The sequence below is a fragment of the Sphingopyxis sp. genome (assembly GCF_035565275.1).
In the GTDB taxonomy this organism is placed as follows: Bacteria; Pseudomonadota; Alphaproteobacteria; order Sphingomonadales; family Sphingomonadaceae; genus Sphingopyxis.
In genome coordinates this window covers 40,305-63,854 of the sequence record NZ_DATMST010000175.1, presented here as the reverse complement: position 1 = coordinate 63,854, position 23,550 = coordinate 40,305, and the positions used below count along the sequence as shown (strand labels likewise).

Genomic DNA, 23,550 nt, shown 5'->3' with positions numbered 1-23,550 from the left:
GGCGGCGCGCTTGCGCGCTGCGCCGATTGCTCACGCCAGCGATGCTCTTCGGCGCGCGCGAAACAGATAGCGGCGAGCCGGTCGGCGTGCGGCAATCCGCGGCGCAGCCACTCGGCCCATAATGCGCCGGAATCGATCGCCGGGTCGAGCCGCGCGGCGACATCGATGACCAGCCGCCGCGCGATTCCCAAAGACAGCGCACGCTGCTCCTCGGTCAACCGGCCAGCGACGGGCGCCGCCAGATAGCCGGCCAGCTCATCGAGGCGCGCCGCCAGCGTTGGCGACCGCGGACCGATGCCGGGAGAGGAGGTGGAATCACTCATGCACACCCGCCAATAACAGCATGGCGTTAATAGGCCTTAAACCTTCCAGACCTTTGTTTTACCGCGCCTCCGGGCGCCGCGCGAGCCTTAGCCAGAGCAGTATCTGGAGCAGCGCGAGCAGTGGCAGGATCGCAAACATCAACGGCGCGAAGCCGAAAAGCAATGCCGGCGCCAGCATGATCCACGCCTGGTCGGCATCGGGCAGCAGCCAGTGGAAACGCCGGCGCTCGCCCGAATCCTCATACAGCCAGCGCGCCAGCAGGATCGCGGCGGCGAGGCAAGGCGCAAGCGCGGCTTCCGAAAATGGCGGCATCCTGTGCCCCGGCCCGGCAAGCGACAGCAGCCACGGGAAAATCGCGAGCAGCACCCAGGCAAAGGTCCGGATGACTTCGCGCGTCCGGTCCTGCGCCGCGCTTTCGGCGCGGAATGCGGACAGAAAGCGCATCGCCGCGAGGCCGAGGCCTCCGATAACCGCGGCGAGCGCCCCCGCCGCCGCAAGGCCGCTCGCCGCGAGCAACGCGACGATGATCCACAGCAATGCAGTGATATAGGGCAGATAGCGCGCGGTGGTCGGTGATTTGACGAGCAAGGGCCCCGCCAGCCGGATCAGCGGCATCATGATCGCCGACCGGCCAAGGCCCATGCCGCCATATTCCACCTGCTGCAGGCTCGATTGCTCGATCAGGGCCGCGGTCGGACGGTCGGAAACGATCGCGATCTCGCCCTGCTCGAACAGCGCCGGCTCGCAATAGAGCCGCCGCGCGCCCGATTGCACCGCGAGCCGCAGCAAGGTCAGCATCATGTCCCATTCGCCGGGCATCGCGGCAAGATCCGCAACCATCGTGTCCGAAATGCAGGCCAGCCCGCCCCAGCGCCGGGTCGCGTCGATCCGCTCGAAACCCTGCGTCAGCGGGGTATCTCCGGTGACGAGGATCGCCGGCGCGCCGGGCTTCGCGATCGCGGCATAGTGGGTCCCGCCCGCGCGCAGACCATCGGCGACGAGGATGATGCGATCGTCGCTTTCGACCAGCGGCACCAGGTCGGCCGCCATCCGCACCGGGGTCACCCTGACGCCGCGGCGGCGAATGCGGTCACATGTCGCGAGCAACTCGGACGGAACCGCCGCTACCGCGACGGCGATATGCGTCACGCCGACATCGGCAAGCCGCGCTGCCTGCCGCTCGATCAGCGTCTCGCCCGCGACGGTAACCAGCGCGCGAAGCGACCCGTCGGGCAGCGTTTCGGACGCGCCGGCCAGCGCAATCAGGGCCATCGGCGCCGGTATTTTTCTGCAGCGGTCATCAACGCGCAGCTTTAGGGCCGGCGAAGCGATTGGCAAGCCCTCGCAACGGCGCACTTTGACGTCACGCCTTCACCTTATTTTCCCGCGCTTTTCGTACCTTTTCCGGGCGCAAAAAAAGTGCCGGAAAAGGACCGAATCGCTGGCCTTTCCCGCCCCCATCGGCTAGACCGGATCCATCTCCCGAAAGAGCAGAAAAAGGCCGGGTCTTGACCGAAGAAAATACGCCTGCGCAGCCGTCCGAGGACGGCGTTTCGCCGATCAATATCGTCGACGAAATGAAGACTTCGTACCTCGATTACGCGATGAGCGTGATCGTCAGCCGCGCGCTGCCCGACGTGCGCGACGGCCTGAAACCGGTGCATCGCCGGATCCTCTACGCGGCGCAGGAAGGCGGCTTTGTCCCCGGCCGTCCGTACAAGAAATCGGCGAAGATCGTCGGCGACGTGATGGGCAATTATCACCCGCACGGCGACAGCGCGATCTATGACGCACTCGCGCGCATGACGCAGGACTGGTCGCTCCGCGTGCCGCTGATCGACGGTCAGGGCAATTTCGGTTCGATGGATCCCGATCCGCCGGCATCGATGCGATATACCGAGGCGCGCCTTGCCAAGACAGCGATGGTGCTGCTGAACGATCTCGACAAGGATACCGTCGACTTCCAGCCCAACTATGACGCGAGCCGCGACGAGCCGACGGTGCTCCCGGCACGCTTCCCGAACCTGCTCGTTAACGGCGCAGGCGGTATCGCAGTCGGCATGGCGACCAACATTCCGCCGCATAACCTCGGCGAAATCATCGACGCGACGCTCGCGATGATCGACCGCCAGCTCGAAGGCGGCGAACCGGTCACGCTCGAGGAACTGATGGCGATCGTCCCCGGTCCCGACTTCCCGACCGGCGCGATGATGCTCGGCCAGGGCGGTGCGCGCAACGCCTATGCCACGGGCCGCGGCTCGATCATGATGCGCGCGACGCACATCATCGAGGAAGGCCGGAACGACCGCCAATCGATTGTTCTGACGTCGATTCCTTTCCAGGTCGGCAAGTCGGGCCTCGTCGAGAAGATCGCCGAGGCGGCGCGCGACAAGCGCATCGAAGGCGTCGCCGACATTCGCGACGAATCGAATCGCGAGGGCGTGCGCGTCGTCATCGAGCTGAAGCGCGACGCCACGGCAGAGGTCGTGCTCAACCAGCTCTGGCGTCACACCCCGGCGCAGTCGAGCTTCCCCGCGAACATGCTCGCGATCCGCGGTGGGCGCCCCGAAATGATGGGGCTGAAGGACATTCTTTCGGCCTTCATCACCTTCCGCGAGGAAGTGATCACCCGCCGCTGCAAGTTCGAACTCGCGAAGGCGCGCGACCGCGCGCACATCTTGCTCGGTCTCGTCGTCGCGGTCAGCAATCTCGACGAAGTCGTCCGCATCATCCGCGGCTCGAACTCGCCCGCCGCCGCCCGCGAAGCGCTGCTCTTGCGCGAATGGCCGATCGGCGAGATCGCCCCCTACATCCGCCTCGTCGAAGCGATCGAGGGCGAGATGGAGGAAAGCGCGACCTACCGCCTCTCCGAAATCCAGGTGAAGGCGATCCTCGACCTGCGCCTGCATCGTCTGACCGCGCTCGGTCGTGACGAAATCGGCAAGGAACTCGGTGAGTTGGCGACCGAGATTGAGGAACTGCTTTCGATCCTCGCCGACCGCGTCAAACTCTATGGCGTGATGCGCGAAGAGCTGGTCGCGGTGCGCGAGGAATTCGCGACCCCGCGTCGCACGCTGCTCGCGCCCGCCGCTGACGGCATCGACGACGAGGACCTTATCGAGCGCGAGGAGATGGTCGTCACTGTCACCCTCGATGGCTATATCAAGCGCACTCCGCTCGACACCTTCCGCGCCCAGCGCCGCGGCGGCAAGGGCCGCGCCGGCATGGCGACCAAGGACGAGGATGTCGTCACCGAGCTGTTCGTCACCTCGACGCACACGCCGGTGCTCTTCTTCTCGACCGCGGGCAAGGTGTACCGCATGAAAGTGTGGCGCCTTCCCGAAGGCGGACCCGCAACGCGCGGCCGTCCGATGATCAACCTGCTGCCGCTCGCGCAGGGCGAGACCATCTCGACCGTGCTGCCGCTTCCCGAGGACGAGACCGAATGGGGCAGGCTGCACGTCATGTTTGCAACCGCGAAGGGCAGCGTGCGTCGTAACAGCATGGACGCGTTCACCAACGTGCCCTCGAACGGCAAGATCGCGATGAAGTTCGAAGGCGAGGATGAAGACGATCGCCTGATCGGCGTCGCGCTGCTCGACGAAAGCGACGATGTGCTGCTCGCGACGCGTCAGGGCAAGGCGATCCGCTTTGCCGGCGACGACGTCCGCGAATTCCAGAGCCGCAATTCGACCGGTGTCCGCGGAATGCGGCTTGCCGACGGCGACGAGGTGATCTCGCTTTCGATCCTGCACCGTGTCGGCACGAACAGCGAGGAACGCGAAGCCTATCTGCGCGCCGCGCCGTGGAAGGACAATGAAAACGAGCCGACGCTGGATGGCGAACGAATGGCTGAACTCGCAGGGCGCGAGCAGTTCATCCTGACCATCTGCGCCAATGGTTATGGCAAGCTGTCGTCGGCCTATGAATATCGCCGCACGGGGCGCGGTGGTCAGGGGATTACCAACATCGACAACATCGGCCGCAACGGTCCGGTGGTCGCCAGCTTCCCGGCAACCAAGGTCCATCAGTTGATGCTCGTGACCGATCAGGCGAAGCTGATCCGCATGGGGCTCGATTCGATGCGCGTCATCGGCCGCGGCTCGGCGGGCGTGCGCCTGTTCGACGTCGCCAAGGACGAACATGTCGTCTCGGCAGCGTTGATCGAGGAAAGCGACGAGGAAGAGGTCGAAGGCGATGGGGGTCAAGCGCCCGAAGCCGAAACCCCGATCGAGGCGGCGCCCGAATGACTGCATCGACGGCCTTCAAGGTGCTGACCCAGCAGCAATGGGCCGATTTCGAGCGCGAACGCGTGTTTCGCGGCGCACCGGTGGATATCGCCGACGGCTATATCCACCTGTCGACCGCCGAGCAGCTCGAAGGCACGATCGCGAAACATTTCGCGGGCCAGACCTGTCTGATGATCGCCGAGGTGGATTTGCTTCTCCTCGGCGACAGTATCCGCTGGGAAGAGGCACGCGGCGGCGAGCTCTTCCCGCACATCTATGCGGAATTGCCGATCCATGCGGTGGTGAGCCTGCAACGGCGGGACTAGGATGCTTGGCTTCTTGGCCGGACTTGGTCCCGCCAGACCACTCAAAATGTGAATGACCTAAACGGGGTGGTTTCCTGACTCGTCGCTCCCGCGAAGGCGGGGGCCGCAATCGGCCTTGCGCTATGCTTCCGGCGGCCCCCGCCTTCGCGGGGGCGACGGCTAATATCGGTCGAAACCGACCCTTCAGATCAAAAACATCATCGTCGCGGTAAAGACGATCGCGAAACTCTGGAGGAACAATCGCAGGTCGTTGTTCGAAAAGATCGTCGTGGGCTCGCGATGCGCGGCGAGCGCGGCGCGGAGTTCGCCTTGCCAGTCTTCGGGCGCGCTCAGCCGGGCGATTGTCAGCTGCCGCGCGCCATGCGCGCGAACGCGGCGGCGAATGTCGATATGATCGTCCGGGTCCATGAAGCCGAAGCTAGGACGATGTTAACGAGTCGATAAGGTTAAAAGAGCGTTAACGCGGGGCCGTCCCACGGCGGGACGGGTCCGCGGGACCAGGTTACCCCGCAGGCATCGGACGGATGCGTATCGTGCGGCCGTCTTTCGCCCCCGCCTGAAACGGCTTGCACCGCTGCGGCTTCATACGCAGGCCAAGGCAAAGCCGCACCTCGCCGAGCCACCCCTGCCGGTCGCTCGACACGGCGATCATCGGTTCCGAAATCCCGCGATTGGCGGAGGCAAACGCGCGGCGAATGCTTCCCGCTGTCTGCGGCTTCGCGGCCAGCGCCTTCATGTCGGGAAACCGCACCGCGCGGAACAATATCTCCGCCGACCGGAAATAGGCCGCGGGGTCCGGACTCATGCACGTCCCGTGCTTCGCCCATTCATGCTGGAGCAGCTGCGCCGACGGCGTCATGCACATGTGCTTTCTCAGCACCGGCTGCGGCACGATCTTCGCCGGCCGGCACCATTGCGGATAACCCCGATTATCGGTCTCGGGCCACAGCCCGTGCAGCACCCAGCCGAAACGGCCGTTCTCGCCCGAACACTGGAAGCGGTCGCGCACGTCCTTCGGATTGCGGACATCGGCGCAATGCTGCGGCGACCAGCTCATGCTGAGCAGATAGCCCGTCGTCTTCGGCTTGCGAACGGGTTCGCCGCGTCTGGGCTGTTCGAGACGCGGGACCGGAATGCGATCGGGAATGCTGCACGCCAGGGCCTGCGCCTCCGCAACGGTCGGCACGAACAGCAGTCCGGCGACCGCGATGCTAGGCCAGCGCAAAATCGAGCCCGATGTCGGCCGCCGGCGCCGACTGCGTCAGCCGCCCGACCGAAACATAGGTCACGCCGGTCTCGCCGATCGCGCGGATCGTGTCGAGCCGCACGCCGCCCGATGCCTCGGTCGGCACCTTGCCGCCGACCAGCGCGACGCATGTCCGCAGCTCGTCGAGGCTCATATTGTCGAGCAGCAGGTGCGTCGCCCCGGCATTCAATGCCGGCTCGACCTGTTCGACGCGGTCGACCTCGACGATGATGTTCGCGATTTCCGCCGCGACCGCACGGCGGACCGCTTCCTCGACCGATCCCGCGACCGCGACGTGATTGTCCTTGATCATCGCCGCGTCCCACAGCCCCATGCGATGATTCTTCGCGCCGCCCATGCGCGTCGCATATTTCTCCAGCACACGCAGGCCCGGGATCGTCTTGCGCGTATCGAGCAGCGTCGCGCCCGTGCCCGCCAGCGCATCGACATACTGGCGCGTCATCGTGGCGATCCCCGACAGGTGCTGCACGGTATTCAGCGCCGATCGTTCGGCGGTCAGCATCGCGCGCGCGTTGCCCGAGAGACGCATCAGGTCGCTGCCCGCAGCAACCTGTGCGCCTTCCTCGACCAGTATCTCGATTTCCATCGCGGGTTCGAGCGCGCGAAAGAATACCTCCGCGATCGGCAGACCGGCAACGATTATCGCGTCGCGACTGTCCATCGTGCCGCCAAAACGCGCGTCGGCGGGGATCGTCGCCATCGAGGTGATGTCGCCCCCGGCGCCCAGATCCTCGGCCAGCGTGGCGAGAACAAAGGCATTCAGGTCGAAATCGGGGAGTAAAAACCGGGTCATGCGTACCGCGATAAACGGCGCCCCCCGCAAATCAACTTGACGTTTACGTCAACTAGCGCTGACATGGTGCAAATAAGGAAAATGGAGAGGCCCTCATGCAATCACCGATTTGCGCGATGCTCGGCATCGAATTCCCCCTGCTTGCCTTCTCGCACTGCCGCGACGTCGTTGTCGCGGTGTCGAAAGCGGGCGGGATGGGCGTGTTCGGTGCCGCCGCGCTGCCGCCCGGCCGACTTGAAGAAGAGCTGGCATGGATCGACGCGCATATCGGCGGGCTTCCCTATGGAGTCGATCTGATCGTTCCCAACAGCTTCGCCGGCAAGGGCGATGTGCCATCGGCAGGTGCCGCAAAAGTTTCCGAAACGCACCTCAGGTTCGCCGCCGACCTGCTTGGCAAGTTCGACGTCGATGCCGACGGGCTCGAAGCAGCGATGGAAACGCGCCAGAGCTTCGGCGACAATATGCACGAGGATGGCGCCGCGAAGCTGCTCGAAGTCGCCTTCCGCCACCCGATCAAACTGATCGCCAACGCGCTCGGGGTGCCCCCGCCGCTGATGCTCGACCTCGGCAGGCGGCATGGTGTCCCGGTCGCCGCGCTGGTCGGCACGCCCGATCATGCCTTGGCGCAGGTTCGCGCAGGCGTCGACATCCTCGTCGTCGCGGGTGGCGAAGCGGGCGGGCATTGCGGTGAAGTCGCGACGATGGTGCTCGTGCCCGAGGTGGCGGCGGCGGTCGAAGCCGTCGGTGCAAACACGCCGATCCTTGCTGCCGGCGGCATCGTTACCGGCCGCCAGATGGCGGCGGCGATGGCGATGGGCGCGCACGGCGCGTGGACCGGGTCGGTCTGGCTGACGACCGCAGAGGCCGAAACCAACCCCGTCGTGAAGGAAAAGATGCTCGCCGCTTCATCGCGCGACACGGTGCGGTCGAAAAGCCGCACCGGCAAACCCTCACGCCAGCTTCGCTCGCCATGGACCGACGCGTGGGAAGCCGAAGGCGCGCCGAAACCGCTCCCGATGCCGCTCCAGTCGCTCGTCAGCGAACCCGCGCTGCGCAAGGTCGATAAATTGTCCGAAGGCGGCCACGAGGGGGCAAAGGCGCTCGCAACCTATTGGGTCGGCCAGGGCGTTGGCCTGATGAACGAGGCGATGGGCGCCGGACAGGTGGTGCAGGAGTTCAAGCAGGACTGGGTCTCCGCCTGCGAGCGGCTCAACAATTTTATCGGGGACTAGCCAAAAATCCCCGCCGAAGCGGGGATTTTCAAATCAGCTGACGGTCGCCTTGACGATCTTGCCGGGTTCGCGCGGCGGCTCGCCCTTGGGCAGCGCATCGACATTGTCCATGCCTTCGATCACTTCGCCCCAGACGGTATACTGGTTGTCGAGGAAGCGTGCGTCGTCGAAGCAGATGAAGAACTGGCTGTTCGCGCTGTTCGGATTCTGCGCACGCGCCATCGAGCACACGCCGCGGACATGCGGTTCGCTGCTGAATTCCTGCGGCAGGTCGGGCAGCGGGCTACCGCCCATACCGGTGCCCGTCGGATCGCCGCCCTGCGCCATGAAGCCCGGGATCACGCGGTGGAAAACCACGTCGTCGTAAAAGCCTTCGCTCGCGAGGCCCGTGATGCGCTCGACATGCTGCGGTGCCAGATCGGGGCGCAGGCGGATGACGACATCGCCGGTGGAAAGCGTAAGGGTGAGGGTCTGGTCGGACATAAGATGCTCCTGCATTGGGGTTGGCGGTGCCATAGCGGGGCGAATTCGCCAAAGCCACGCATTTAATACGCACCCCGCCTCCCCACCGTTGCCATATGGCGGCTCCGGCACTAGGGGAAGGCACGGCCCGCCGGCGACCAGCGCCGCAACAGGACAGGGAGGACCGCGATGGATAAACGCGAAGAGTCCCTGCCTCCCGAAGATATCGACATCGTCGACGATCGCGATCGCGAACCGTCGCAGCGCGAGACCGAAACCGAACTCGACGAAGACGACCGGCTGAAGCCCGAATTCGTTCGCGACGTGATCGATCTGGCCGAGGCGGGCGAAGGCGAAGCCGCGCGCGAGCGGATCGGGCGCCTTCACCCCGCCGACATCGCCGACCTGTTCGAGCTCGCCCGTTCCGACGAGCGCCCGATGCTCGCCGCGGTGCTCGGCGACATGCTCTCTGCCGACGTTCTGGCGGAAATGAACGATTATGTTCGCGAAGAGCTGATCGATCTTCTCGCGCCGGAGCAAGTGGCCGAACTGGCATCCGAACTCGATACCGACGACGCCGTCGCGATCATCGAGGATATGGAGGCCGACGAGCAGCAGGCGGTGCTCGAGGCAATGGAGCCCGAAGATCGCGCCGCGATCGAGGACGCCCTCTCCTTTCCCGAGGAATCTGCCGGCCGCCTGATGCAGCGCGACCTCGTCGCGGTGCCCGAGCATGTGACGGTCGGCGATGTCATTGACCGGTTGCGCGAAGATGCCGACCTGACCAGCGATTTCTGGGAGATCTTCGTCGTCGACCCGATGCACCGCCCGGTCGGATCTTGCCAGTTGAGCTGGATCCTCCGTACGCCGCGCGACATCGCGATCAGCGACGTGATGAAGCGCGAGCAGACCCTGATCCCGGTCGACATGGATCAGGAAGAGGTCGCGCTGCGGTTCCAGAAATATGCACTGATCTCGGCGGCGGTCGTCGACAAGGGCGGGCGCCTCGTGGGCATGATCACCGTCGATGACGTCGTGCATATCATCCAGGAAGAAGCCGGCGAGGACATCCTGCGCCTGTCGGGCGCCGGCGACGGCGACATCAACGAGCCGATCCGCGAAACCTACAGCGCGCGGGTGCGCTGGCTGATCGCCAACCTCGGCACCGCGCTCGTTGCGTCGACGATTGTTGGCCTGTTCGGCGGCGCGATCGAGCATATGGTTGCACTCGCCGCGCTGATGCCCATCGTCGCCGGCGTCGGAGGAAACGCGGGGACGCAAACGCTGGCGGTTACGGTCCGCGCACTCGCGATGAACCAGCTTACCGATTCGAACAGCTGGCGCGCGATCTGGCGCGAAATGAAGATCGCGCTGCTCAACGGCGGAACGATTGCCCTGATCGCCGGCACGGCAACCGCACTGTGGTTCGCGAACCCCATGCTCGGGGGGGTCATCGCCGCGGCGATGATCGTCAATATTTTCGTCGCCGGGGTGGCAGGCGTCGCGATCCCGCTCTTGCTCGACCGGCTCGATCAGGATCCCGCAGTCGCGAGTTCGATCTTCGTGACCATGACCACCGATTCCATGGGCTTTCTGGCGTTCCTGGGGCTGGCGGTGCTCAGCGGATTGACCAGTCTCTGATCGCAAATCTCTGGAATCCAAGCGATTCAAAAGATTCACCAAAAAAATTTCATCGCGGCGATTTTTTTCGGGAACTTATCGTCCGCATCGGTCGTTTTCCCTTCGAGCAGCGGTCATCGCCCCCCCGCAGCGCTGCTCAGCAACATTGGCCCGGCCCGCATTCCCTCCCCCCCCTCGAAAGCGTGCCGGGCCATTTTGCACCACATCCTGAGAGGTTGAATATATGACGAGCTTCCGCGCAATCATACTCGCCCTGTTGGCAAGCGTCCTGGTAACGGGCTGCAACACCGTCAAGGGCGCCGGCCGGGACATCGAGTCCGTCGGCCAGGCTGGTAGCGACGCCATCGATTGATCGGGTCTGACCCGCTTACCTAAGCCTCTTCGAGAGGTTCGACAGGCGCCTCTTCGGCGCCTGTTTTGCGTCGGCGCTGGGTAAACCAGATCGCGAAGATCGATATTTCGTACAGAAACACCAGCGGCACCGCGAGCAGCAGCTGGCTCAGGATATCGGGGGGGGTGAATACCGCCGCAATGGCGAACGCCGCGACGATCATATAGCGCCGCGCCGAGATGAGTTGCTCGCGCGTGACAAGCCCCGACCGTTCGATCAGCATCAACAGGATCGGCAGCAGGAACGCGATACCGAACGCCATGATGAACTGCATCGTGAAGCTCAGATAATTACCGACCGAGGGCAGCGCTTCCTGCGTGATGCCGCCGACATTGCCCTGATAACCAAGCAGGAATTTCAGCGCGATGGGAATGGTGATGAAATAGGCGAAGCTCGCCCCGATCGCGAACAGCACCGGCGTCGCGAGCAGGAAAGGCAGCAACGCCCGCTTTTCCTTGCGGTAGAGCCCCGGCGCGACGAATTTCCAGAGCTGGTTCGCGATCACCGGAAAAGCAAGCATCGTCGCCGCGAACAACGCGACCTTGATCTCGACGAAAAACGCCTCGAACAGCTGGGTATAGATCAGCTTGCCCTGCCCCGCGCGCACGAGCGGCTGAACGAGAATACCGAAGATCGGCTTGGCGAAATACAGGCAGACGCCAAAGGCAATACCAACCGCCAGAAGCGATTTGAGCAGCCGCGAGCGGAGTTCGATCAGATGATCGAGCAGCGGCATCTTGCCGCCAGCGCCATCCTCGATCCCGGCAGTGGCCGGCGTTTCCCCGGTCATGGCAACGGGCCATCCCGGGGCGGCACCGCGTGCGTTTCGGAGGGATTGGCTGCCGCCGCCTCGTCCATGTCGGTTTCGGTGGCGGGCTTGGGCCCTGTGGTCGGCGTCGACGCAGAGTTTGGCGAGGCGTTCAGGTCATCGATACGCGGAAATTCGCGCATGATTGCATCATTCTGCTCGCGCCACTGCTTCTCCAGCTCTTCGAGCTCGGCCTCGCGCATCATCGTGTCGAGCCCGGCGCGGAAATGGCGAGCCATGCCGCGCGCCTTTCCCATCCATTTGCCGACGAAGCGCATCGCCTTGGGCAGGTCCTTGGGGCCGATGACGACCAAGGCCACCACCACGACGAGCAGCAACTCGGTGGGCGCAACATCGAACATTCAGAAGCCCAATCCCGCAGTCAGCTGATTATCAGCGGTTTTCGGTTTCCGCAGTCGGGGTCGGCGTCGCGGTCAGGTCAGGCGCTCGCTGACCCTCGATATGCTTCGGTGCCGGCGTCGGCGCATCGTCTTCCGACATGCCCTTCTTGAAGCTTTTGATGCCCTTGGCGACATCGCCCATCATGTCCGAAAAACGGCCCTTGCCGAACAGGAGCAGGACGAGAATCCCGACCACGAGCCAGTGCCAGATGCTGAAGCTACCCATCTCAAATTCTCCTTGAAGGGCTCATCTAGGCCTCTTCACCGTCTTTTACTAGGTCCAGTTCGCCCATCGCTTCGTCGAAAGCGAGATCGACCGGGTCGAGCAGTCCTGCCGCGCGCAAATCTTCGATGCCCGGCAGATCCTTGCGGCTCGTGAGGCCGAAATGTTGCAGGAAAGCGTCGGTCGTCTTGTAAATCAGCGGTCGGCCCGGAACCTCGCGCCGTCCCGCGGGAGCGATCCATTCCGCCTCCATCAGCACGTCAAGCGTACCCTTCGACGTCTGGACGCCGCGGATCGCCTCGATCTCCGCGCGACTCACCGGTTCGTGATAGGCCACGATCGCAAGTACCTCGGCCGCCGCGCGCGACAGCTTGCGCGGGTCGTCGCGTTCCCTGCGGAGCAAGTGCGCGAGGTCCGCGGGAGTCTGGAAATGCCAGTGCCCGCCGCGCTCGACGAGTTCAATACCACTCCCCCCATGGCGCGCCGCAATCGTCTGGATGATCGCACGCACCTCGGCCGGAGTCATTTCGTCGCCGAGCCGCGCCGCAAGCTGCCGTGCATCGAGCGGCGCATCGCTGGCAAACAGCATCGCCTCTATCGCGCGTTCGAGATCGTCGATCATGCCCGCTGCTCCACAATTGCGGCTTTCAGATAGAGTGGTTCGAACGCGCCGTCCTGCTTCAGGTCGACGCGGCCCTGCCGCGCCAGTTCGAGCGCCGCCACGAAACTCGATGCGATCGCCGACCGGCGGAGCGGCCCGTCATAATCGGGCGGCAGGAAATCCGACAGTTCGGCCCAGTCGAGCCTGACACCGATCATCCGCTGCAAATGCTGGAGCGCCGCATCGAGCGTGATCACCGGGCGCCGCGATACCATATGCACGACAGGCTCGCTGCGCAGCTTGACCTGCCCATAGGCGGAGAGGAGGTCATAGAGGCTGGCATCCCACCGCCGCACCCGGACATCGCGCAATCCCTCGGGCTTCGCGCGCAGGAACACATCGCGGCCGACGCGGTCGCGGGCAAGCAGCCGCGCCGCGGCCTCGCGCATCGCCGCGAGGCGCTGCAGCCGCAATTGCAGGCGGAGCGCGAGTTCATCGGGCGACGGATCCTCAAGCGGATCCTTGGGGAGCAGCAGCGCCGATTTGAGGTAGGCAAGCCACGCCGCCATCACAAGATAGTCGGCCGCCACCTCGAGCTTCAACTCGCGCGCCTCGGCGATGAAGGTCAGATACTGCTCGACGAGCGCGAGGATCGAAATCTGCTTGAGGTCGACTTTCTGACTGCGCGCGAGGGCGAGCAGCAGATCGAGCGGGCCCTCCCAGCTTTCCAGCGAAAGTTGCAGCGCGTCTTCGCGCTCGGGCGCTGCCGGCGCGATTTCGAAATCGAGCGGCAGTTCTTCCATCACCCGGATCAGGCCGTAGCCAGCAATGCGTCGCGCTGGTCGACCAGCGTCGCGAAAGTCCGGTCGTCGCCGCGGCCCGAAATCCGGTCCATCGCGCCTTCGAGTCGTGCGAGCGAGACGGTACTGATCGGGTCCAGCGCGTTGGCGATGCCCACCATGTCGTCCATCTTGCCCCAGCAATTGAGCGCGATATCGCAGCCCGCGGCGATTGCATCGGCGGCGCGCGAGGGGACGTTACCCGACAGCGCTTCCATGTCGAGGTCGTCGCTGAGCAGCAGGCCATGAAAACCGATGCGCTGGCGGATCACGCTGTCGATGATCAGCGGGGACAGCGTTGCAGGCCGTTCGGCATCCCATGCGGTGAAGACGACATGGCACGTCATCGCCATCGCCGCATCGCGCAGCGCCGCAAAGGGTGCGAGATCGGTCTGGAGATCGCGGTCGGGCGCCGTGACGACAGGCAGTTCCTTGTGCGAATCGAGCAAGGCGCGGCCGTGACCCGGGATATGCTTGACGATGCCGACGACACCGCCGTCCTGCAGTCCGCTGAGGATTGCGCGCCCCAGTGCGGCGACGCGCATCGGTTCGCTGCCGAGCGCGCGGTCGCCGATCACATCGCTCGCACCCGGCTGGCGGACGTCGAGCAGCGGCAGGCAATCGACCGTGATACCGACTTCGGACAGCATCGCGGCGAGCGCCATCGCGTTCAGCCGCGCCGCCTCGATCGCGCTCGCGGGCGCGCGCTCGTAAAGCGCGTCGAACGCCGCCCCGCTCGGGAAAGCCGGCCATTCGGGCGACTTCATTCGCGCGACACGCCCGCCTTCCTGATCGATCAGGATCGGCAGGTTGTCGCGCCCGTCGAGACTGCGCAGTTCGTCGGTAAGCCGCCGCAATTGTTCGCGATTCTCGATATTGCGCCCGAACAGGATATAGCCTGCAGGGTCGCTGTCGCGAAAAAAGGCGCGCTCGTCGCCGGTGAGGGTCAGGCCCGACAGGCCAAAAACAGCGGGTATCATCGTGCGTCAACCTCCATCGGCCGGCGCCCCCTCAGGCGACAACCAGGGCAGGTAACATGCCACAGGGCCGAGACCGCACCAACGGAGTCTGCGGCCAAGCGGGCCGAATCAGCGGACGACGACGCAATTTTCACCGGCAACGCGCAATTTTCCGCACAAATTCGTGGCATTGGCTGCCGTTCCTGCCGATACGCGCAGGCGATAGACCGTTCCGCCTCCGACCTTGGCGGGCGACACCGATTTGTTGAGGTCCGCGAGATAGGCGAAGCGCTTCGACAGGTTCGTCCATGCCTTCGCGGCGGCCGCGTCGCTGCTGAAAGCGCCGAGCTGGATCATCGCCCCCGACGTGGCCGGCGCCACCTTGGCTATTGCTTCCGGAGCCTTGACCGATGCCGCAGCCGGCTTCGCCTTCCCCTTGTCGGCCGCCGCACGCGCTGCTTCGGCCTTCCTTGCAGTTTCCGCCTTCGCCGCCGCCTCACGTTCCGCGGGCGTCACTGCGGGCTCTTCGGGCATGCGCGTCGGATCGACCTTGCCCGCCGGCTCCGCACCTTCGCTGGCCGAGAAGCTTGCATCGCCCTCACCCTCGAACGCCTTGGCGCCATCGTTCGCGGGGGCGACCTTGTAATCGCCTTCCTGTGCGGCGATCAGCTCGCCCTTGCCGCGCGTGCCGCCATTCTGGATCCACCAGAGGCCGCCCAGCACCGCGCCGATCAGCAACAGTCCGCCAAGCACCATCACCAGCAGGCGCGCCGGCGACACTTCGCCGTCTTCGTCGAACCCGTCCGCCGCCTCGAGCCACGGCAGACGATCCTCGTCCTCCAGCCCCAGTCCGGCATCCCCCTGCTCGGCGTTCCTGTCCCCGGCCATCAAACCATCTCCTCGAGCGCCTCTACCCCCATCAGGTGCAGCCCGTTACGAATAACCTGCCCGATTCCGTCGGCCAGATAAAGCCGCGTCGCAGTCAATTCGGGATCATTGTCGAGCACGATCCGCGCCGCGGGATCGTCATTGCCCATATTGTACCAGGCATGGAACGCCGCTGCGACATCGGCGAGATAGAAAGCGATCCGGTGCGGCTCGCGCGCCGACGCCGCCGCCTCGACGGTCCGGGGGAATTGCGCCAGCAGCTTCACCAGGTCCAGTTCATGGGCGCCAAGCCGTGCCGGCGCCGGCGCCGTCAGCGTGATGCCCGCCTCCGCGGCCTTCTTGCGAAGGCGCGAGATCCGCGCATTGGCATATTGCAGATACCAGACGGGATTGTCGCGCGAGGCCTCGACCACCTTGGCAAAGTCGAAATCCATCTGCGCGTCGGCTTTCCGCGTCAGCATCGTGAAGCGCACCGCATCCTTGCCGACCTCGTCGACGACATCGGCGAGCGTGACGAAATTGCCGGCGCGCTTCGACATCTTGAAGGGCTCACCATTTTTGAGCAGACGAACCATCTGCACCAATTTGACGTCGAAGCGGGTCTTGCCGCCGGTCAGCGCCGCGACGGCCGCCTTGATCCGCTTGACCGTCCCTGCATGGTCGGCACCCCATATGTCGATCAATTCGTCGGCATTCTGGCTCTTCTGGAAATGATAGGCGAGGTCGGCGCCGAAATAGGTCCAGCTGCCATCCGATTTCTTGATCGGGCGGTCCTGATCGTCGCCGAACTGCGTCGAACGGAACAGCGGCAACTCGACCGGCTCCCAATCCTCGGGCGTTTCGCCCTTCGGCGCTTCGAGCTGGCCATCATAAACGAGATCATGCTCGCGCAGCCATTTCTCGGCGGCGGCAGGCTTGCCCTCGGCCTGCAACTCGGCTTCCGACGAGAAGAGGTCATGATGGATACCGAGCTTGGCAAGGTCGGCGCGGATCATGTTCATCATCGCGCTGACCGCCTCGGCACGAAACAGACCGAGCCAGGCGCTCTCGGGCGCGCCGACGAAACGGTCGCCATATTCGGCCGCGAGCTTGCTCGCGACCGGGATCAGATAATCGCCCGGATAAAGTCCCTCGGGGATCGTGCCGATCTCTTCGCCAAGCGCTTCGCGGTAGCGCATGTGGACCGAGCGCGCGAGCACGTCGACCTGTGCGCCCGCGTCGTTGACATAATATTCGCGGATCACCTCATGCCCCGCATATTCGAGCAACGCGGCGAGCGCGTCGCCGACGACCGCGCCGCGGCAATGACCGACGTGCATCGGCCCTGTGGGGTTGGCCGAGACATATTCGACGTTGACCCGGCGCCCCTGCCCCATTGTCGAGCGGCCATAATCGCCGCCTTCGCTGAAGATCAGCGCGAGCTCGTCGCGCCAGCTATCGTCGACAAGACGCAAGTTGATAAAGCCCGGACCAGCGACGCTGGCTTCGGTAACCTCAGCGAGTGCACCGAGTTCGGCGACAAGCAGGTCGGCGAGCGCACGCGGATTCATGCCCGCCGGCTTGGCAAGCACCATCGCCGCGTTCGTCGCGACATCGCCATGCGCGGGATCGCGCGGCGGCTCGACGCTGATCGCCGCGCGGTCGAGATCGGCTGGCACAGCCCCGCGCGCGGCGAGCGCGTCGAGTGCGGCGTTGATATGGTCGGAAAAGCGGCTGAACAGGGTCACGGGCAGGCCTATCTTCGGTCGAAAAGTCGTGAGCGCGCCCTATCGCAGCTTGGCAGGCGCGAAAAGCCCTGCGTCACCGGTCGGCGCGCAGGGCGTAATGATGCGAACGCCGCCGGGACGCCGCCACGGTTCTATCGTCGGACGTTATATTCCAGCTGTTCCTGCGTCAGCTGGAAACCGACGAGCAGTTCGAAGCTGGCACGCTGTACTGCGGCGCGCACCTCGGGAAGACTGAGCGGATCGATCGCGGCATCCTGGTCGCCCGCCTTGCGCTTGCGGGTGATGCGTTCCTGAATGTCGGCGGGAAGCGTCGCTGCGGCGCGATCGACATAGGCCGACGCCTGCCCGCGGCCGGTGCCACGGGTCTGGCCTTCGGCAAAGGTCACCGCGACATTGCCGAGACGCTTTGCGACAACGACGGTGCCGCCCTGCAACACGGTGGCATAATAGGGAAGCGTAACGGTGCGTGCCGGGCCGGCATCGCGGCGGGTGGCGATGACGTCGAAGCTGGCGAGCTGATACACTTTCTCGCTGGCGTCGTTGCACTGCGGCGTCACATTGGTGATCGCAGCGACGACATCGACAGCGCTGGCGTCGCGGCTCGTCGCCGGGTCGAACAGCGTGATATCGCCGGTGTGCAGCGGTACCGCCACCGCCGGGCAGGCGCTGCGTGTCGCGGTGATACCGACGCCGCCCGCGACGTCGATTTCATTGTCCTTCGCGCAGCCCGTCACCGTCGCCATGGCTGCCGCGCCGCACAGCACGGCCATGAACTTACGCGACGGGAACGAAATGGACATCATGATAATCGGACTTTCCAAACAGGCGCACAGTCAGGTGTCGGGACAAATGATCCCGCTTCATGCGCGCCGCTTCTTATCGGCGCGATGAACAAGGCGCAACGGTGCGAAGTGGCTTTACCGCATGGCGGGGGCTGGGCTAGAGCGCCCGCGAGATGAATGCACCCCATCATATCGGCCCGACGGGCGACGGCCAAACGGCGGAACTCAAGGTCTTGATCGCCGCACCGCGCGGTTTTTGCGCCGGAGTTGACCGGGCGATCCGCATCGTCGAGCTGGCGATCCAGAAATATGGTTCGCCCGTCTATGTGCGGCATGAAATCGTCCACAACCGCTACGTCGTTGACTCGCTGAAGGCAAAGGGCGCGATTTTCGTCGAATCGCTTGACCAGGTTCCCGATGGCGTGCCGGTCGTGTTCAGCGCGCATGGCGTACCCAAGGCCGTGCCTGCGAAAGCCGAAATGCGCGGCCTCGACTATATCGACGCGACCTGCCCGCTCGTTTCCAAAGTCCACCGCCAGGCAGAGCGCGCGCACGAAGGCGGACGGCATATCATCTTTGTCGGGCATGAGGGACACCCCGAGGTTATCGGAACGCTCGGCCAACTTCCCGAGGGCGCGATGACGCTCGTCGAATCGGTCGACGACGTCGCGGCGCTGTCGCCGCCCGATCCCGGGATGCTGTCCTTTCTCACGCAAACGACGCTATCGGTGGACGACACGCGCGATATCGTCGCCGCGTTGCAACACCGTTTCCCCGCGATCACCGGTCCGCGCGGCGAGGATATCTGCTATGCCACGTCCAATCGCCAGGAAGCGGTGAAGGCGATCGCCGGGGAGTGCGACCGCATGATCGTCATCGGCGCACCGAACAGCTCGAACAGCCTGCGGCTTGTCGAGGTCGCGCAGCGGCTCGGCACCCCCGCGCATCTCGTCCAGCGCGGAACCGACGTCGATCCGGCGTGGCTGCAGGAAATCACCACGCTGGGCATCACCGCGGGCGCGAGCGCGCCCGAGACGCTGGTTCGCGAAGTGATCGACGCGGTTGCCTCGGTCCGTCCGATTGTCGAAGATATCGTGGTGACCGCCGAGGAAAATATGGTGTTCAAGCTGCCGCGCGGGCTCGACGTGACCTGATGGCGGTTTATACCCACGTCGATCCCGACGACCTTGCCACGCTTGTAGCCCGATATGATATCGGCACCGTCGTGTCGTGCAAGGGCATCGCCGAAGGCGTCGAGAACAGCAATTTCCTGCTCGAAACGACAGGCGGGCGTTTCATTCTCACGCTCTACGAAAGGCGCGTGAGCGAAGCCGACCTGCCCTTTTTCGTCGACCTGCTCGACCATCTCGCAAAACATGACAGCCCGGTCCCCGCGATGATCCGCGACCGGAACGGCGCCGCGATCCAGCAAATCTCGGGGCGCGCAGCTTGCGTCATCCAGTTCCTCCCCGGCATTTCGCTTACCCACCCCACGCCAGGACAATGCGAAGCGGCGGGCGCGGCCCTTGGCGCGATGCATCGCGCGGTCGCCGATTTCGGCGGGGCACGCGAAAACAGCATGGGCCACCGGCATTGGCGCGCCGTCGCCGGGGGCGCGGGCAATCTCGATACGGTCCTCCCCGGACTTCAGGCGATCGTCGATGATGAACTGGCCTTTCTCGACGCGAACTGGCCCCGCGACTTGCCGGCGCACGTCATCCATGCCGACCTTTTCCCCGACAATGTGCTGATGCTGGGCGAGCGGGTCACCGGCCTGATCGACTTTTATTTCGCCGCGAGCGATTTTCGCGCCTACGATCTGGTGATCACCCACGCATCCTGGGCCTTTTCGACCGACGGCACGCATTGCGACCCGTCGCGAGCGCGGGCGCTGATGCGCGGCTATGCCGGCGAGGTCACGCTGACCGGAGCGGAAATCGCGGCGCTCCCGGTGCTCGCGCGCGGCGCGGCGCTGCGTTTCCTGCTGACCCGCTCGCACGACTGGATTCACACACCCGCCGACGCGCTTGTCACGCGCAAGGATCCGTCGCCCTTTCTGGCTCGTCTTGAGCGATATCGCGCCGCCGATGCCGCCGGCCTGTTCGCCGCTGCATGACCGAAAGCACGGGCAAGACGGTGATCGTCGCCACCGACGGCGCGTGCAAGGGCAATCCCGGTCCCGGCGGCTGGGGCGCGGTGCTGCGGTGGGGCGACGTGGTGAAGACCCTGTCGGGAGGCGAACCCGACACGACGAACAACCGGATGGAACTGATGGCCGCGATCGAAGCGCTCGCGGCGCTGAAACGCGGCTGCAGCGTCGAACTGTCGACCGACAGCGTCTATGTCCGCGACGGCATCACCAAATGGGTTTTCGGCTGGCAGAAGAATGGGTGGAAGACCGCCGCGAAAAAGCCGGTCGCCAACGCCGACCTGTGGCAACGGCTGGTCAAGGAGGCCGCGCGGCACAAGATCGAGTGGCTGTGGGTCAAGGGCCATGCCGGACACGGCGATAACGAGATGGCCGACCAGCTCGCCAGCGACGCGGCGCTGGAAATCGCGCGGGCGCGCTGACGCCCGCACGCATGGCCTATTCGGTTTCGCGTACTTCGGCGCCCGGACCATTCTTCAGAATCGACTCGATTGCGTTCCTGGCGGAGGCCTTGCTGCTATACCCTTCGGTCCAGAAGATCGGCTCGCTATTATATTTGAAATAGGCGACAAATTCGCCGGCCTTGTTCTTCTTGATCTCGAAATAATGGGCCATGCCATCCTCCACGGTCGAACCACGCCGGGGGTGGCGCGGGCAAGTCGATGTTAATCGGGTAATTTGGTCGTGCAAGTCGCCCGGCGGCTCAGCCAAAACGTGTCGGTGCATAGGGAGAGACATCGACGCGGCCGATATCGCCGACAGGCGCCGGAGCCCCGAGCTGCGCCGCCAGCAATCCCGCGATCGCGGGGGCAGTCTGGATACCGAAACCGCCCTGCCCCGCGCACCATATAAAAGCGGGTTCATGGCGATCCGTGCCGAACACGGGAGCCCGGTCGGGCGCAAAGCTGCGCAGTCCCGCCCATTTTCGCTCGACCGCATCGATCGGCCAGTCGACAACCGACTGCAGACGCTCGATCGCAAGCGCGACATCGATCTCTTCCGGCGCCGCATCATGGGGGCCCGTCGGGGTTTCATCATGCGGGCTCAGCCAGATGCGCCCTTCGCTCTCGCCCTTGAAATAGAAATCGCCGCCGACATGGACGACGAGCGGCAGTTCGGCCGGGACCGGAACGCCCAGACGCAGCTGGATCACCGTGCGGCGGTAGGGTTGAATACCGACAGGGACGATGCCGCACGCCATCGCAACCTCGTCGGCCCACGCGCCGGCGGCATTCACGATCAGCCCGGCCTGGACATGATCGTCGCCCAGCCGCACGTCCCATCCGCTGCCCAGGCGCCGCGCGGATCGTAACGGTGCACGCGTCGCCAGCACCGCGCCCCCCTTTCTTGCGGCTCGCAGGCAGGCGGCGTGAAGACGGCCGACATCGATATCGCTGCACGCCGCTTCATAGGCAGCGTCGCTCCATTCGGGCCGCACGCCGGGTACTCTTTCAGCGATTTCGTCGCCCGCCATGCGGATCACATCCACGCCTTTGGCAGTGAATTCGGCGGCAAAGGCGTTGACCGCTGCTGCCTCCGAACGCCGCCCCAGCGTCAGCGCGGTGCGCGGCGACAGGAACCCGCGCTCGGCAAAGCCGGGGGCCGGATCGTTCAGTGCCCCGAAAGAGGCGGCCGAAAGCGGCTGTACAGCAGCGCCGCCATAGGTCTCGTGCCAGAAAGCAGCCGAACGCCCGGTTGCATGATAACCCGGCGCATCCTCCGCCTCGACGAGCAGGATCCGGCGCCATGGCGACAGCGCGGCCGCAAGGCTGGCGCCGGCAATACCCGCGCCGACGATCAGCACGTCGGTAGCGGAGGGCGGCTTCTCGGTCATGCCCGCCGCATATCCTCTGGACCACGGATTGCAAGCCGCGCCGGCGCCCCGCCGAACATGGTTACTCTTTGGTAAGCCATAATGGGTACGAGAGCGCCGATGGACAGCACCGCGATCTCTCTGGCCCTGATGGCCCTGCTGGGTCTGCTGATGATCGCCGCGGCGATCAGCGACCTCAGGTCGAGAAGCATATCCAACGAGCTCAATGCGGCCATGGCGCTGCTCGCCATTCCCTTCTGGATCGCGAGCGGCCTGTCCCCTTGGCCCGACGTGCCGGTCCAGTTCGGCGCGGCCTTTGCGGTCTTCCTCGTCTTCGCGGGCCTGTTCGCGATCGGCGCGATGGGTGGCGGCGACGTGAAAATGATCGGCGCGGTGATGCTCTGGATCCCGCTTCCGCTCTTCCTGCCCACGCTTACGGTCATGGCGTTCGGCGGCGGTATCCTGTCGGCAGTGATGCTTATCCATATGAAATTGCGCCCTTCGGACAAACTGCCCGAGGTTCCGTACGGGGTCGCCATCGCGGCGGCAGGCCTTTGGGCGCTTCACCAACAATATCTTAACCAGTTTCAGGTTATCGGATGACCTGAGGGAAAAGCACGACCGTCTCTGGTGGGTGCAGGAGGGCGAAAACTCGTCATGGATACGCGAAAGATAATGCTGATCGTCGGCGCGCTGGTGATTGCCATCAGCGCAGCGTTCGGGGTCAACCAGGTCATGCGCGGCGCAGCCGCTCCGCCCGCTCGCGCAGCCGCGGCACCAGAGATCACCGGACCGATGATCCTCGTCGCGACGCGGCAGTTGCCGATGGGCACGATCATCGGCCCCGATAGCTTCCGTTTTCAGCCCTGGCCGAAGGATCTGGTCGAAAAGGCCTATTTTCTGAAGGAAAAGACCAACGTCAATACGCTGGTCGGCACTGTCGTGCGCTATCCGGTCACTGCGGGTCAACCGCTGACCCAGGGCGCGCTTGTCCATCCGGACGACCGCGGCTTCCTCGCGGCGGCGCTTGGCCCCGGCATGCGCGCCGTGACGGTCAAGGTATCGCAGGAACAGGGCGTCGCAGGCTTCGTCTTCCCGGGTGACCGGGTCGATGTCCTGCTGGCCCAAACGCTCTCGGTCAAGGAGGGCAGCTCCTATCCCGACGATCAGCTTTTCACCGCCGAGACCATTGTGCGCAACGTTCGCGTGCTCGCCACCGACCAGCGCTATGATGCCGAGGACGAAACGGGCAAGACCCCGGTGCGTACCTTCGGTTCGGTCACGCTCGAAGCGACGCCCGAACTCGCCGAACGCATCGCAGTCGCACAGAGCATGGGCAAATTGTCACTCGCGCTGCGCCCGCTCGCGGAAAGCACCGGCGAACTCGAGGCGGCGATCGCGTCGGGTGACGTCAATGTTCCCGAAAAGGGTGGTGCCGCGGCTGAGCGCCGCATGCTGGCGGAAGTCCAGGCCCGCCCGATAACCGCCAAGACGGCGACCACGGGCGGCGATGTTTCGCGCTTCTGGGTCCCCGTTCGCGGCCGGGTCGGCGGCGACGCGCGCCCGCGGCCGATGGAGAATGGCGCGCCAGCCGCATCGTCGGCGCGAAATCAGGGGTCGGGATTCGGTGGCGGACCGGTCGTTCGCGTCACGCGCGGCGACAAGGTCACCGAAGTTCCGGTTGGGGGAAAGTAA

The 23,550-nt window shown here is 65.0% G+C and carries 26 protein-coding genes and 1 pseudogene; 10 read left to right on the top strand and 17 right to left on the bottom strand.

The genetic code is table 11. From position 1 onward, the window contains the following. Together VN047_RS12565 and VN047_RS12560 are read right to left on the bottom strand one after the other, a co-directional pair. Window positions 1-323: pseudogene (locus tag VN047_RS12565) on the bottom strand (hypothetical protein); the annotation flags it as partial. Window positions 324-381: 58 nt separating this feature from the next. Beyond that, window positions 382-1,596 (bottom strand): hypothetical protein, encoded by a 1,215-nt coding sequence (locus VN047_RS12560; protein ID WP_325543163.1) that lies wholly within the window; start codon window positions 1,594-1,596, stop codon window positions 382-384. 305 nt (window positions 1,597-1,901) lie between these two features. On the opposite strand from VN047_RS12560, the gene gyrA reads away from it, so the two are divergent. Both gyrA and VN047_RS12550 read left to right on the top strand, forming a co-directional pair. Next, the gene (gyrA, locus tag VN047_RS12555; RefSeq protein ID WP_414712702.1) at window positions 1,902-4,574 is read left to right on the top strand and encodes a DNA gyrase subunit A; all 2,673 of its coding nucleotides are present in this window, start codon (window positions 1,902-1,904) and stop codon (window positions 4,572-4,574) included. Continuing rightward, on the top strand, window positions 4,571-4,879 hold the full coding sequence (locus VN047_RS12550) for a DUF952 domain-containing protein (protein ID WP_325543159.1): 309 nt from the start codon (window positions 4,571-4,573) through the stop codon (window positions 4,877-4,879). The genes gyrA and VN047_RS12550 overlap by 4 nt, the downstream gene beginning before the upstream one ends. 183 nt (window positions 4,880-5,062) lie before the next feature. On the opposite strand, the gene VN047_RS12545 is transcribed toward VN047_RS12550, so the two are convergent. The 3 genes from VN047_RS12545 to nadC all read right to left on the bottom strand — a co-directional run bounded on the left by VN047_RS12545 (window position 5,063) and on the right by nadC (window position 6,939). Next, window positions 5,063-5,287 carry a hypothetical protein gene (locus VN047_RS12545; protein ID WP_325543157.1) on the bottom strand — a complete coding sequence of 75 codons (225 nt, stop codon included), beginning with the start codon at window positions 5,285-5,287 and terminating at the stop codon, window positions 5,063-5,065. Window positions 5,288-5,381: 94 nt separating this feature from the next. Beyond that, window positions 5,382-6,104 (bottom strand): ribonuclease T2 family protein, encoded by a 723-nt coding sequence (locus VN047_RS12540; protein ID WP_325543155.1) that lies wholly within the window; start codon window positions 6,102-6,104, stop codon window positions 5,382-5,384. After that, window positions 6,091-6,939, bottom strand: a complete 849-nt coding sequence (gene nadC / locus VN047_RS12535; protein WP_325543153.1) for a carboxylating nicotinate-nucleotide diphosphorylase — start codon at window positions 6,937-6,939, stop codon at window positions 6,091-6,093. The genes VN047_RS12540 and nadC overlap by 14 nt, the downstream gene beginning before the upstream one ends. Window positions 6,940-7,034: 95 nt before the next feature. On the opposite strand from nadC, the gene VN047_RS12530 reads away from it, so the two are divergent. After that, window positions 7,035-8,171: a nitronate monooxygenase gene (locus VN047_RS12530; protein WP_325543151.1), complete on the top strand. Its 1,137-nt coding sequence runs from the start codon at window positions 7,035-7,037 to the stop codon at window positions 8,169-8,171. 33 nt (window positions 8,172-8,204) lie between these two features. Here VN047_RS12530 and VN047_RS12525 read toward each other — a convergent pair whose 3' ends face one another. Continuing rightward, on the bottom strand, window positions 8,205-8,654 hold the full coding sequence (locus VN047_RS12525; RefSeq protein ID WP_325543149.1) for a peptidylprolyl isomerase: 450 nt from the start codon (window positions 8,652-8,654) through the stop codon (window positions 8,205-8,207). Between the two features lie 168 nt (window positions 8,655-8,822). On the opposite strand from VN047_RS12525, the gene mgtE reads away from it, so the two are divergent. Further along, window positions 8,823-10,274: a magnesium transporter gene (gene mgtE, locus VN047_RS12520; RefSeq protein WP_325543147.1), complete on the top strand. Its 1,452-nt coding sequence runs from the start codon at window positions 8,823-8,825 to the stop codon at window positions 10,272-10,274. A 223-nt stretch (window positions 10,275-10,497) separates the two neighbouring features. Further along, complete coding sequence (locus VN047_RS12515; RefSeq protein WP_325030356.1) at window positions 10,498-10,626, top strand: entericidin A/B family lipoprotein; 129 nt, start codon at window positions 10,498-10,500, stop codon at window positions 10,624-10,626. A gap of 19 nt (window positions 10,627-10,645) precedes the next feature. Here the strand turns inward: VN047_RS12515 and tatC are convergent, their stop codons facing one another. From tatC to VN047_RS12470, 9 genes are all read right to left on the bottom strand, one after another. Further along, window positions 10,646-11,455, bottom strand: a complete 810-nt coding sequence (tatC, locus tag VN047_RS12510) for a twin-arginine translocase subunit TatC (RefSeq protein ID WP_325543145.1) — start codon at window positions 11,453-11,455, stop codon at window positions 10,646-10,648. After that, window positions 11,452-11,835, bottom strand: a complete 384-nt coding sequence (gene tatB, locus VN047_RS12505; protein WP_325543143.1) for a Sec-independent protein translocase protein TatB — start codon at window positions 11,833-11,835, stop codon at window positions 11,452-11,454. The genes tatC and tatB overlap by 4 nt, the downstream gene beginning before the upstream one ends. Before the next feature lie 31 nt (window positions 11,836-11,866). Beyond that, entirely contained in the window at window positions 11,867-12,100 is a 234-nt protein-coding gene (locus VN047_RS12500; protein WP_325543141.1) for a twin-arginine translocase TatA/TatE family subunit, read from the bottom strand. A gap of 25 nt (window positions 12,101-12,125) precedes the next feature. Beyond that, complete coding sequence (scpB, locus tag VN047_RS12495; protein WP_325543140.1) at window positions 12,126-12,719, bottom strand: SMC-Scp complex subunit ScpB; 594 nt, start codon at window positions 12,717-12,719, stop codon at window positions 12,126-12,128. Beyond that, complete coding sequence (locus tag VN047_RS12490; RefSeq protein WP_325543138.1) at window positions 12,716-13,501, bottom strand: ScpA family protein; 786 nt, start codon at window positions 13,499-13,501, stop codon at window positions 12,716-12,718. Before VN047_RS12490 ends, scpB begins: the two co-directional genes overlap by 4 nt. An 8-nt stretch (window positions 13,502-13,509) precedes the next feature. Beyond that, window positions 13,510-14,517: a beta-N-acetylhexosaminidase gene (gene nagZ / locus VN047_RS12485; RefSeq protein ID WP_325543136.1), complete on the bottom strand. Its 1,008-nt coding sequence runs from the start codon at window positions 14,515-14,517 to the stop codon at window positions 13,510-13,512. 108 nt (window positions 14,518-14,625) lie between these two features. After that, entirely contained in the window at window positions 14,626-15,384 is a 759-nt protein-coding gene (locus tag VN047_RS12480) for an SPOR domain-containing protein (RefSeq protein ID WP_325543134.1), read from the bottom strand. Next, window positions 15,384-17,111: an arginine--tRNA ligase gene (argS, locus tag VN047_RS12475; RefSeq protein WP_325543132.1), complete on the bottom strand. Its 1,728-nt coding sequence runs from the start codon at window positions 17,109-17,111 to the stop codon at window positions 15,384-15,386. The genes VN047_RS12480 and argS overlap by 1 nt, the downstream gene beginning before the upstream one ends. Before the next feature lie 131 nt (window positions 17,112-17,242). Then, window positions 17,243-17,914, bottom strand: coding sequence for a hypothetical protein (locus VN047_RS12470; RefSeq protein ID WP_325543130.1), 672 nt, complete (start codon window positions 17,912-17,914; stop codon window positions 17,243-17,245). Window positions 17,915-18,066: 152 nt separating this feature from the next. On the opposite strand from VN047_RS12470, the gene ispH reads away from it, so the two are divergent. From ispH to rnhA, 3 genes are read left to right on the top strand one after another with little or no spacing between them, the layout of a single operon-like run. Beyond that, complete coding sequence (gene ispH, locus VN047_RS12465) at window positions 18,067-19,047, top strand: 4-hydroxy-3-methylbut-2-enyl diphosphate reductase (RefSeq protein WP_325543128.1); 981 nt, start codon at window positions 18,067-18,069, stop codon at window positions 19,045-19,047. Continuing rightward, window positions 19,047-20,009, top strand: coding sequence for a homoserine kinase (gene thrB, locus VN047_RS12460; protein ID WP_325543126.1), 963 nt, complete (start codon window positions 19,047-19,049; stop codon window positions 20,007-20,009). Before ispH ends, thrB begins: the two co-directional genes overlap by 1 nt. Continuing rightward, the gene (gene rnhA, locus VN047_RS12455; protein WP_325543124.1) at window positions 20,006-20,464 is read left to right on the top strand and encodes a ribonuclease HI; all 459 of its coding nucleotides are present in this window, start codon (window positions 20,006-20,008) and stop codon (window positions 20,462-20,464) included. The genes thrB and rnhA overlap by 4 nt, the downstream gene beginning before the upstream one ends. 16 nt (window positions 20,465-20,480) lie before the next feature. On the opposite strand, the gene VN047_RS12450 is transcribed toward rnhA, so the two are convergent. Together VN047_RS12450 and VN047_RS12445 are read right to left on the bottom strand one after the other, a co-directional pair. Beyond that, window positions 20,481-20,657, bottom strand: coding sequence for a YegP family protein (locus VN047_RS12450; RefSeq protein WP_325543123.1), 177 nt, complete (start codon window positions 20,655-20,657; stop codon window positions 20,481-20,483). Window positions 20,658-20,745: 88 nt separating this feature from the next. Continuing rightward, entirely contained in the window at window positions 20,746-21,876 is a 1,131-nt protein-coding gene (locus VN047_RS12445; RefSeq protein WP_325543121.1) for an FAD-dependent oxidoreductase, read from the bottom strand. Window positions 21,877-21,975: 99 nt separating this feature from the next. Here VN047_RS12445 and VN047_RS12440 point away from each other — a divergent pair, with 99 nt between their 5' ends. Continuing rightward, window positions 21,976-22,458 (top strand): A24 family peptidase, encoded by a 483-nt coding sequence (locus VN047_RS12440; RefSeq protein WP_325543120.1) that lies wholly within the window; start codon window positions 21,976-21,978, stop codon window positions 22,456-22,458. A 54-nt stretch (window positions 22,459-22,512) separates the two neighbouring features. After that, complete coding sequence (gene cpaB / locus VN047_RS12435; RefSeq protein WP_325543118.1) at window positions 22,513-23,550, top strand: Flp pilus assembly protein CpaB; 1,038 nt, start codon at window positions 22,513-22,515, stop codon at window positions 23,548-23,550.

Bases quoted from the DNA above. Each gene is read 5' to 3' on its own strand.
- scpB (WP_325543140.1), bottom strand. From the start codon at position 12,719: ATGATCGACGATCTCGAACGCGCGATAGAGGCGATGCTGTTTGCCAGC.
- nagZ (WP_325543136.1), bottom strand. From the start codon at position 14,517: ATGATACCCGCTGTTTTTGGCCTGTCGGGCCTGACCCTCACCGGCGAC.
- VN047_RS12450 (WP_325543123.1), bottom strand. From the start codon at position 20,657: ATGGCCCATTATTTCGAGATCAAGAAGAACAAGGCCGGCGAATTTGTC.
- rnhA (WP_325543124.1), top strand. From the start codon at position 20,006: ATGACCGAAAGCACGGGCAAGACGGTGATCGTCGCCACCGACGGCGCG.
- gyrA (WP_414712702.1), top strand. From the start codon at position 1,902: ATGAAGACTTCGTACCTCGATTACGCGATGAGCGTGATCGTCAGCCGC.
- thrB (WP_325543126.1), top strand. From the start codon at position 19,047: ATGGCGGTTTATACCCACGTCGATCCCGACGACCTTGCCACGCTTGTA.
- VN047_RS12440 (WP_325543120.1), top strand. From the start codon at position 21,976: ATGGACAGCACCGCGATCTCTCTGGCCCTGATGGCCCTGCTGGGTCTG.
- VN047_RS12515 (WP_325030356.1), top strand. From the start codon at position 10,498: ATGACGAGCTTCCGCGCAATCATACTCGCCCTGTTGGCAAGCGTCCTG.
- VN047_RS12500 (WP_325543141.1), bottom strand. From the start codon at position 12,100: ATGGGTAGCTTCAGCATCTGGCACTGGCTCGTGGTCGGGATTCTCGTC.
- VN047_RS12490 (WP_325543138.1), bottom strand. From the start codon at position 13,501: ATGGAAGAACTGCCGCTCGATTTCGAAATCGCGCCGGCAGCGCCCGAG.
- VN047_RS12550 (WP_325543159.1), top strand. From the start codon at position 4,571: ATGACTGCATCGACGGCCTTCAAGGTGCTGACCCAGCAGCAATGGGCC.
- VN047_RS12470 (WP_325543130.1), bottom strand. From the start codon at position 17,914: ATGATGTCCATTTCGTTCCCGTCGCGTAAGTTCATGGCCGTGCTGTGC.
- tatC (WP_325543145.1), bottom strand. From the start codon at position 11,455: ATGACCGGGGAAACGCCGGCCACTGCCGGGATCGAGGATGGCGCTGGC.
- VN047_RS12445 (WP_325543121.1), bottom strand. From the start codon at position 21,876: ATGACCGAGAAGCCGCCCTCCGCTACCGACGTGCTGATCGTCGGCGCG.
- mgtE (WP_325543147.1), top strand. From the start codon at position 8,823: ATGGATAAACGCGAAGAGTCCCTGCCTCCCGAAGATATCGACATCGTC.
- VN047_RS12530 (WP_325543151.1), top strand. From the start codon at position 7,035: ATGCAATCACCGATTTGCGCGATGCTCGGCATCGAATTCCCCCTGCTT.
- VN047_RS12560 (WP_325543163.1), bottom strand. From the start codon at position 1,596: ATGGCCCTGATTGCGCTGGCCGGCGCGTCCGAAACGCTGCCCGACGGG.
- nadC (WP_325543153.1), bottom strand. From the start codon at position 6,939: ATGACCCGGTTTTTACTCCCCGATTTCGACCTGAATGCCTTTGTTCTC.
- tatB (WP_325543143.1), bottom strand. From the start codon at position 11,835: ATGTTCGATGTTGCGCCCACCGAGTTGCTGCTCGTCGTGGTGGTGGCC.
- cpaB (WP_325543118.1), top strand. From the start codon at position 22,513: ATGGATACGCGAAAGATAATGCTGATCGTCGGCGCGCTGGTGATTGCC.
- ispH (WP_325543128.1), top strand. From the start codon at position 18,067: ATGAATGCACCCCATCATATCGGCCCGACGGGCGACGGCCAAACGGCG.
- VN047_RS12480 (WP_325543134.1), bottom strand. From the start codon at position 15,384: ATGGCCGGGGACAGGAACGCCGAGCAGGGGGATGCCGGACTGGGGCTG.
- VN047_RS12545 (WP_325543157.1), bottom strand. From the start codon at position 5,287: ATGGACCCGGACGATCATATCGACATTCGCCGCCGCGTTCGCGCGCAT.
- VN047_RS12525 (WP_325543149.1), bottom strand. From the start codon at position 8,654: ATGTCCGACCAGACCCTCACCCTTACGCTTTCCACCGGCGATGTCGTC.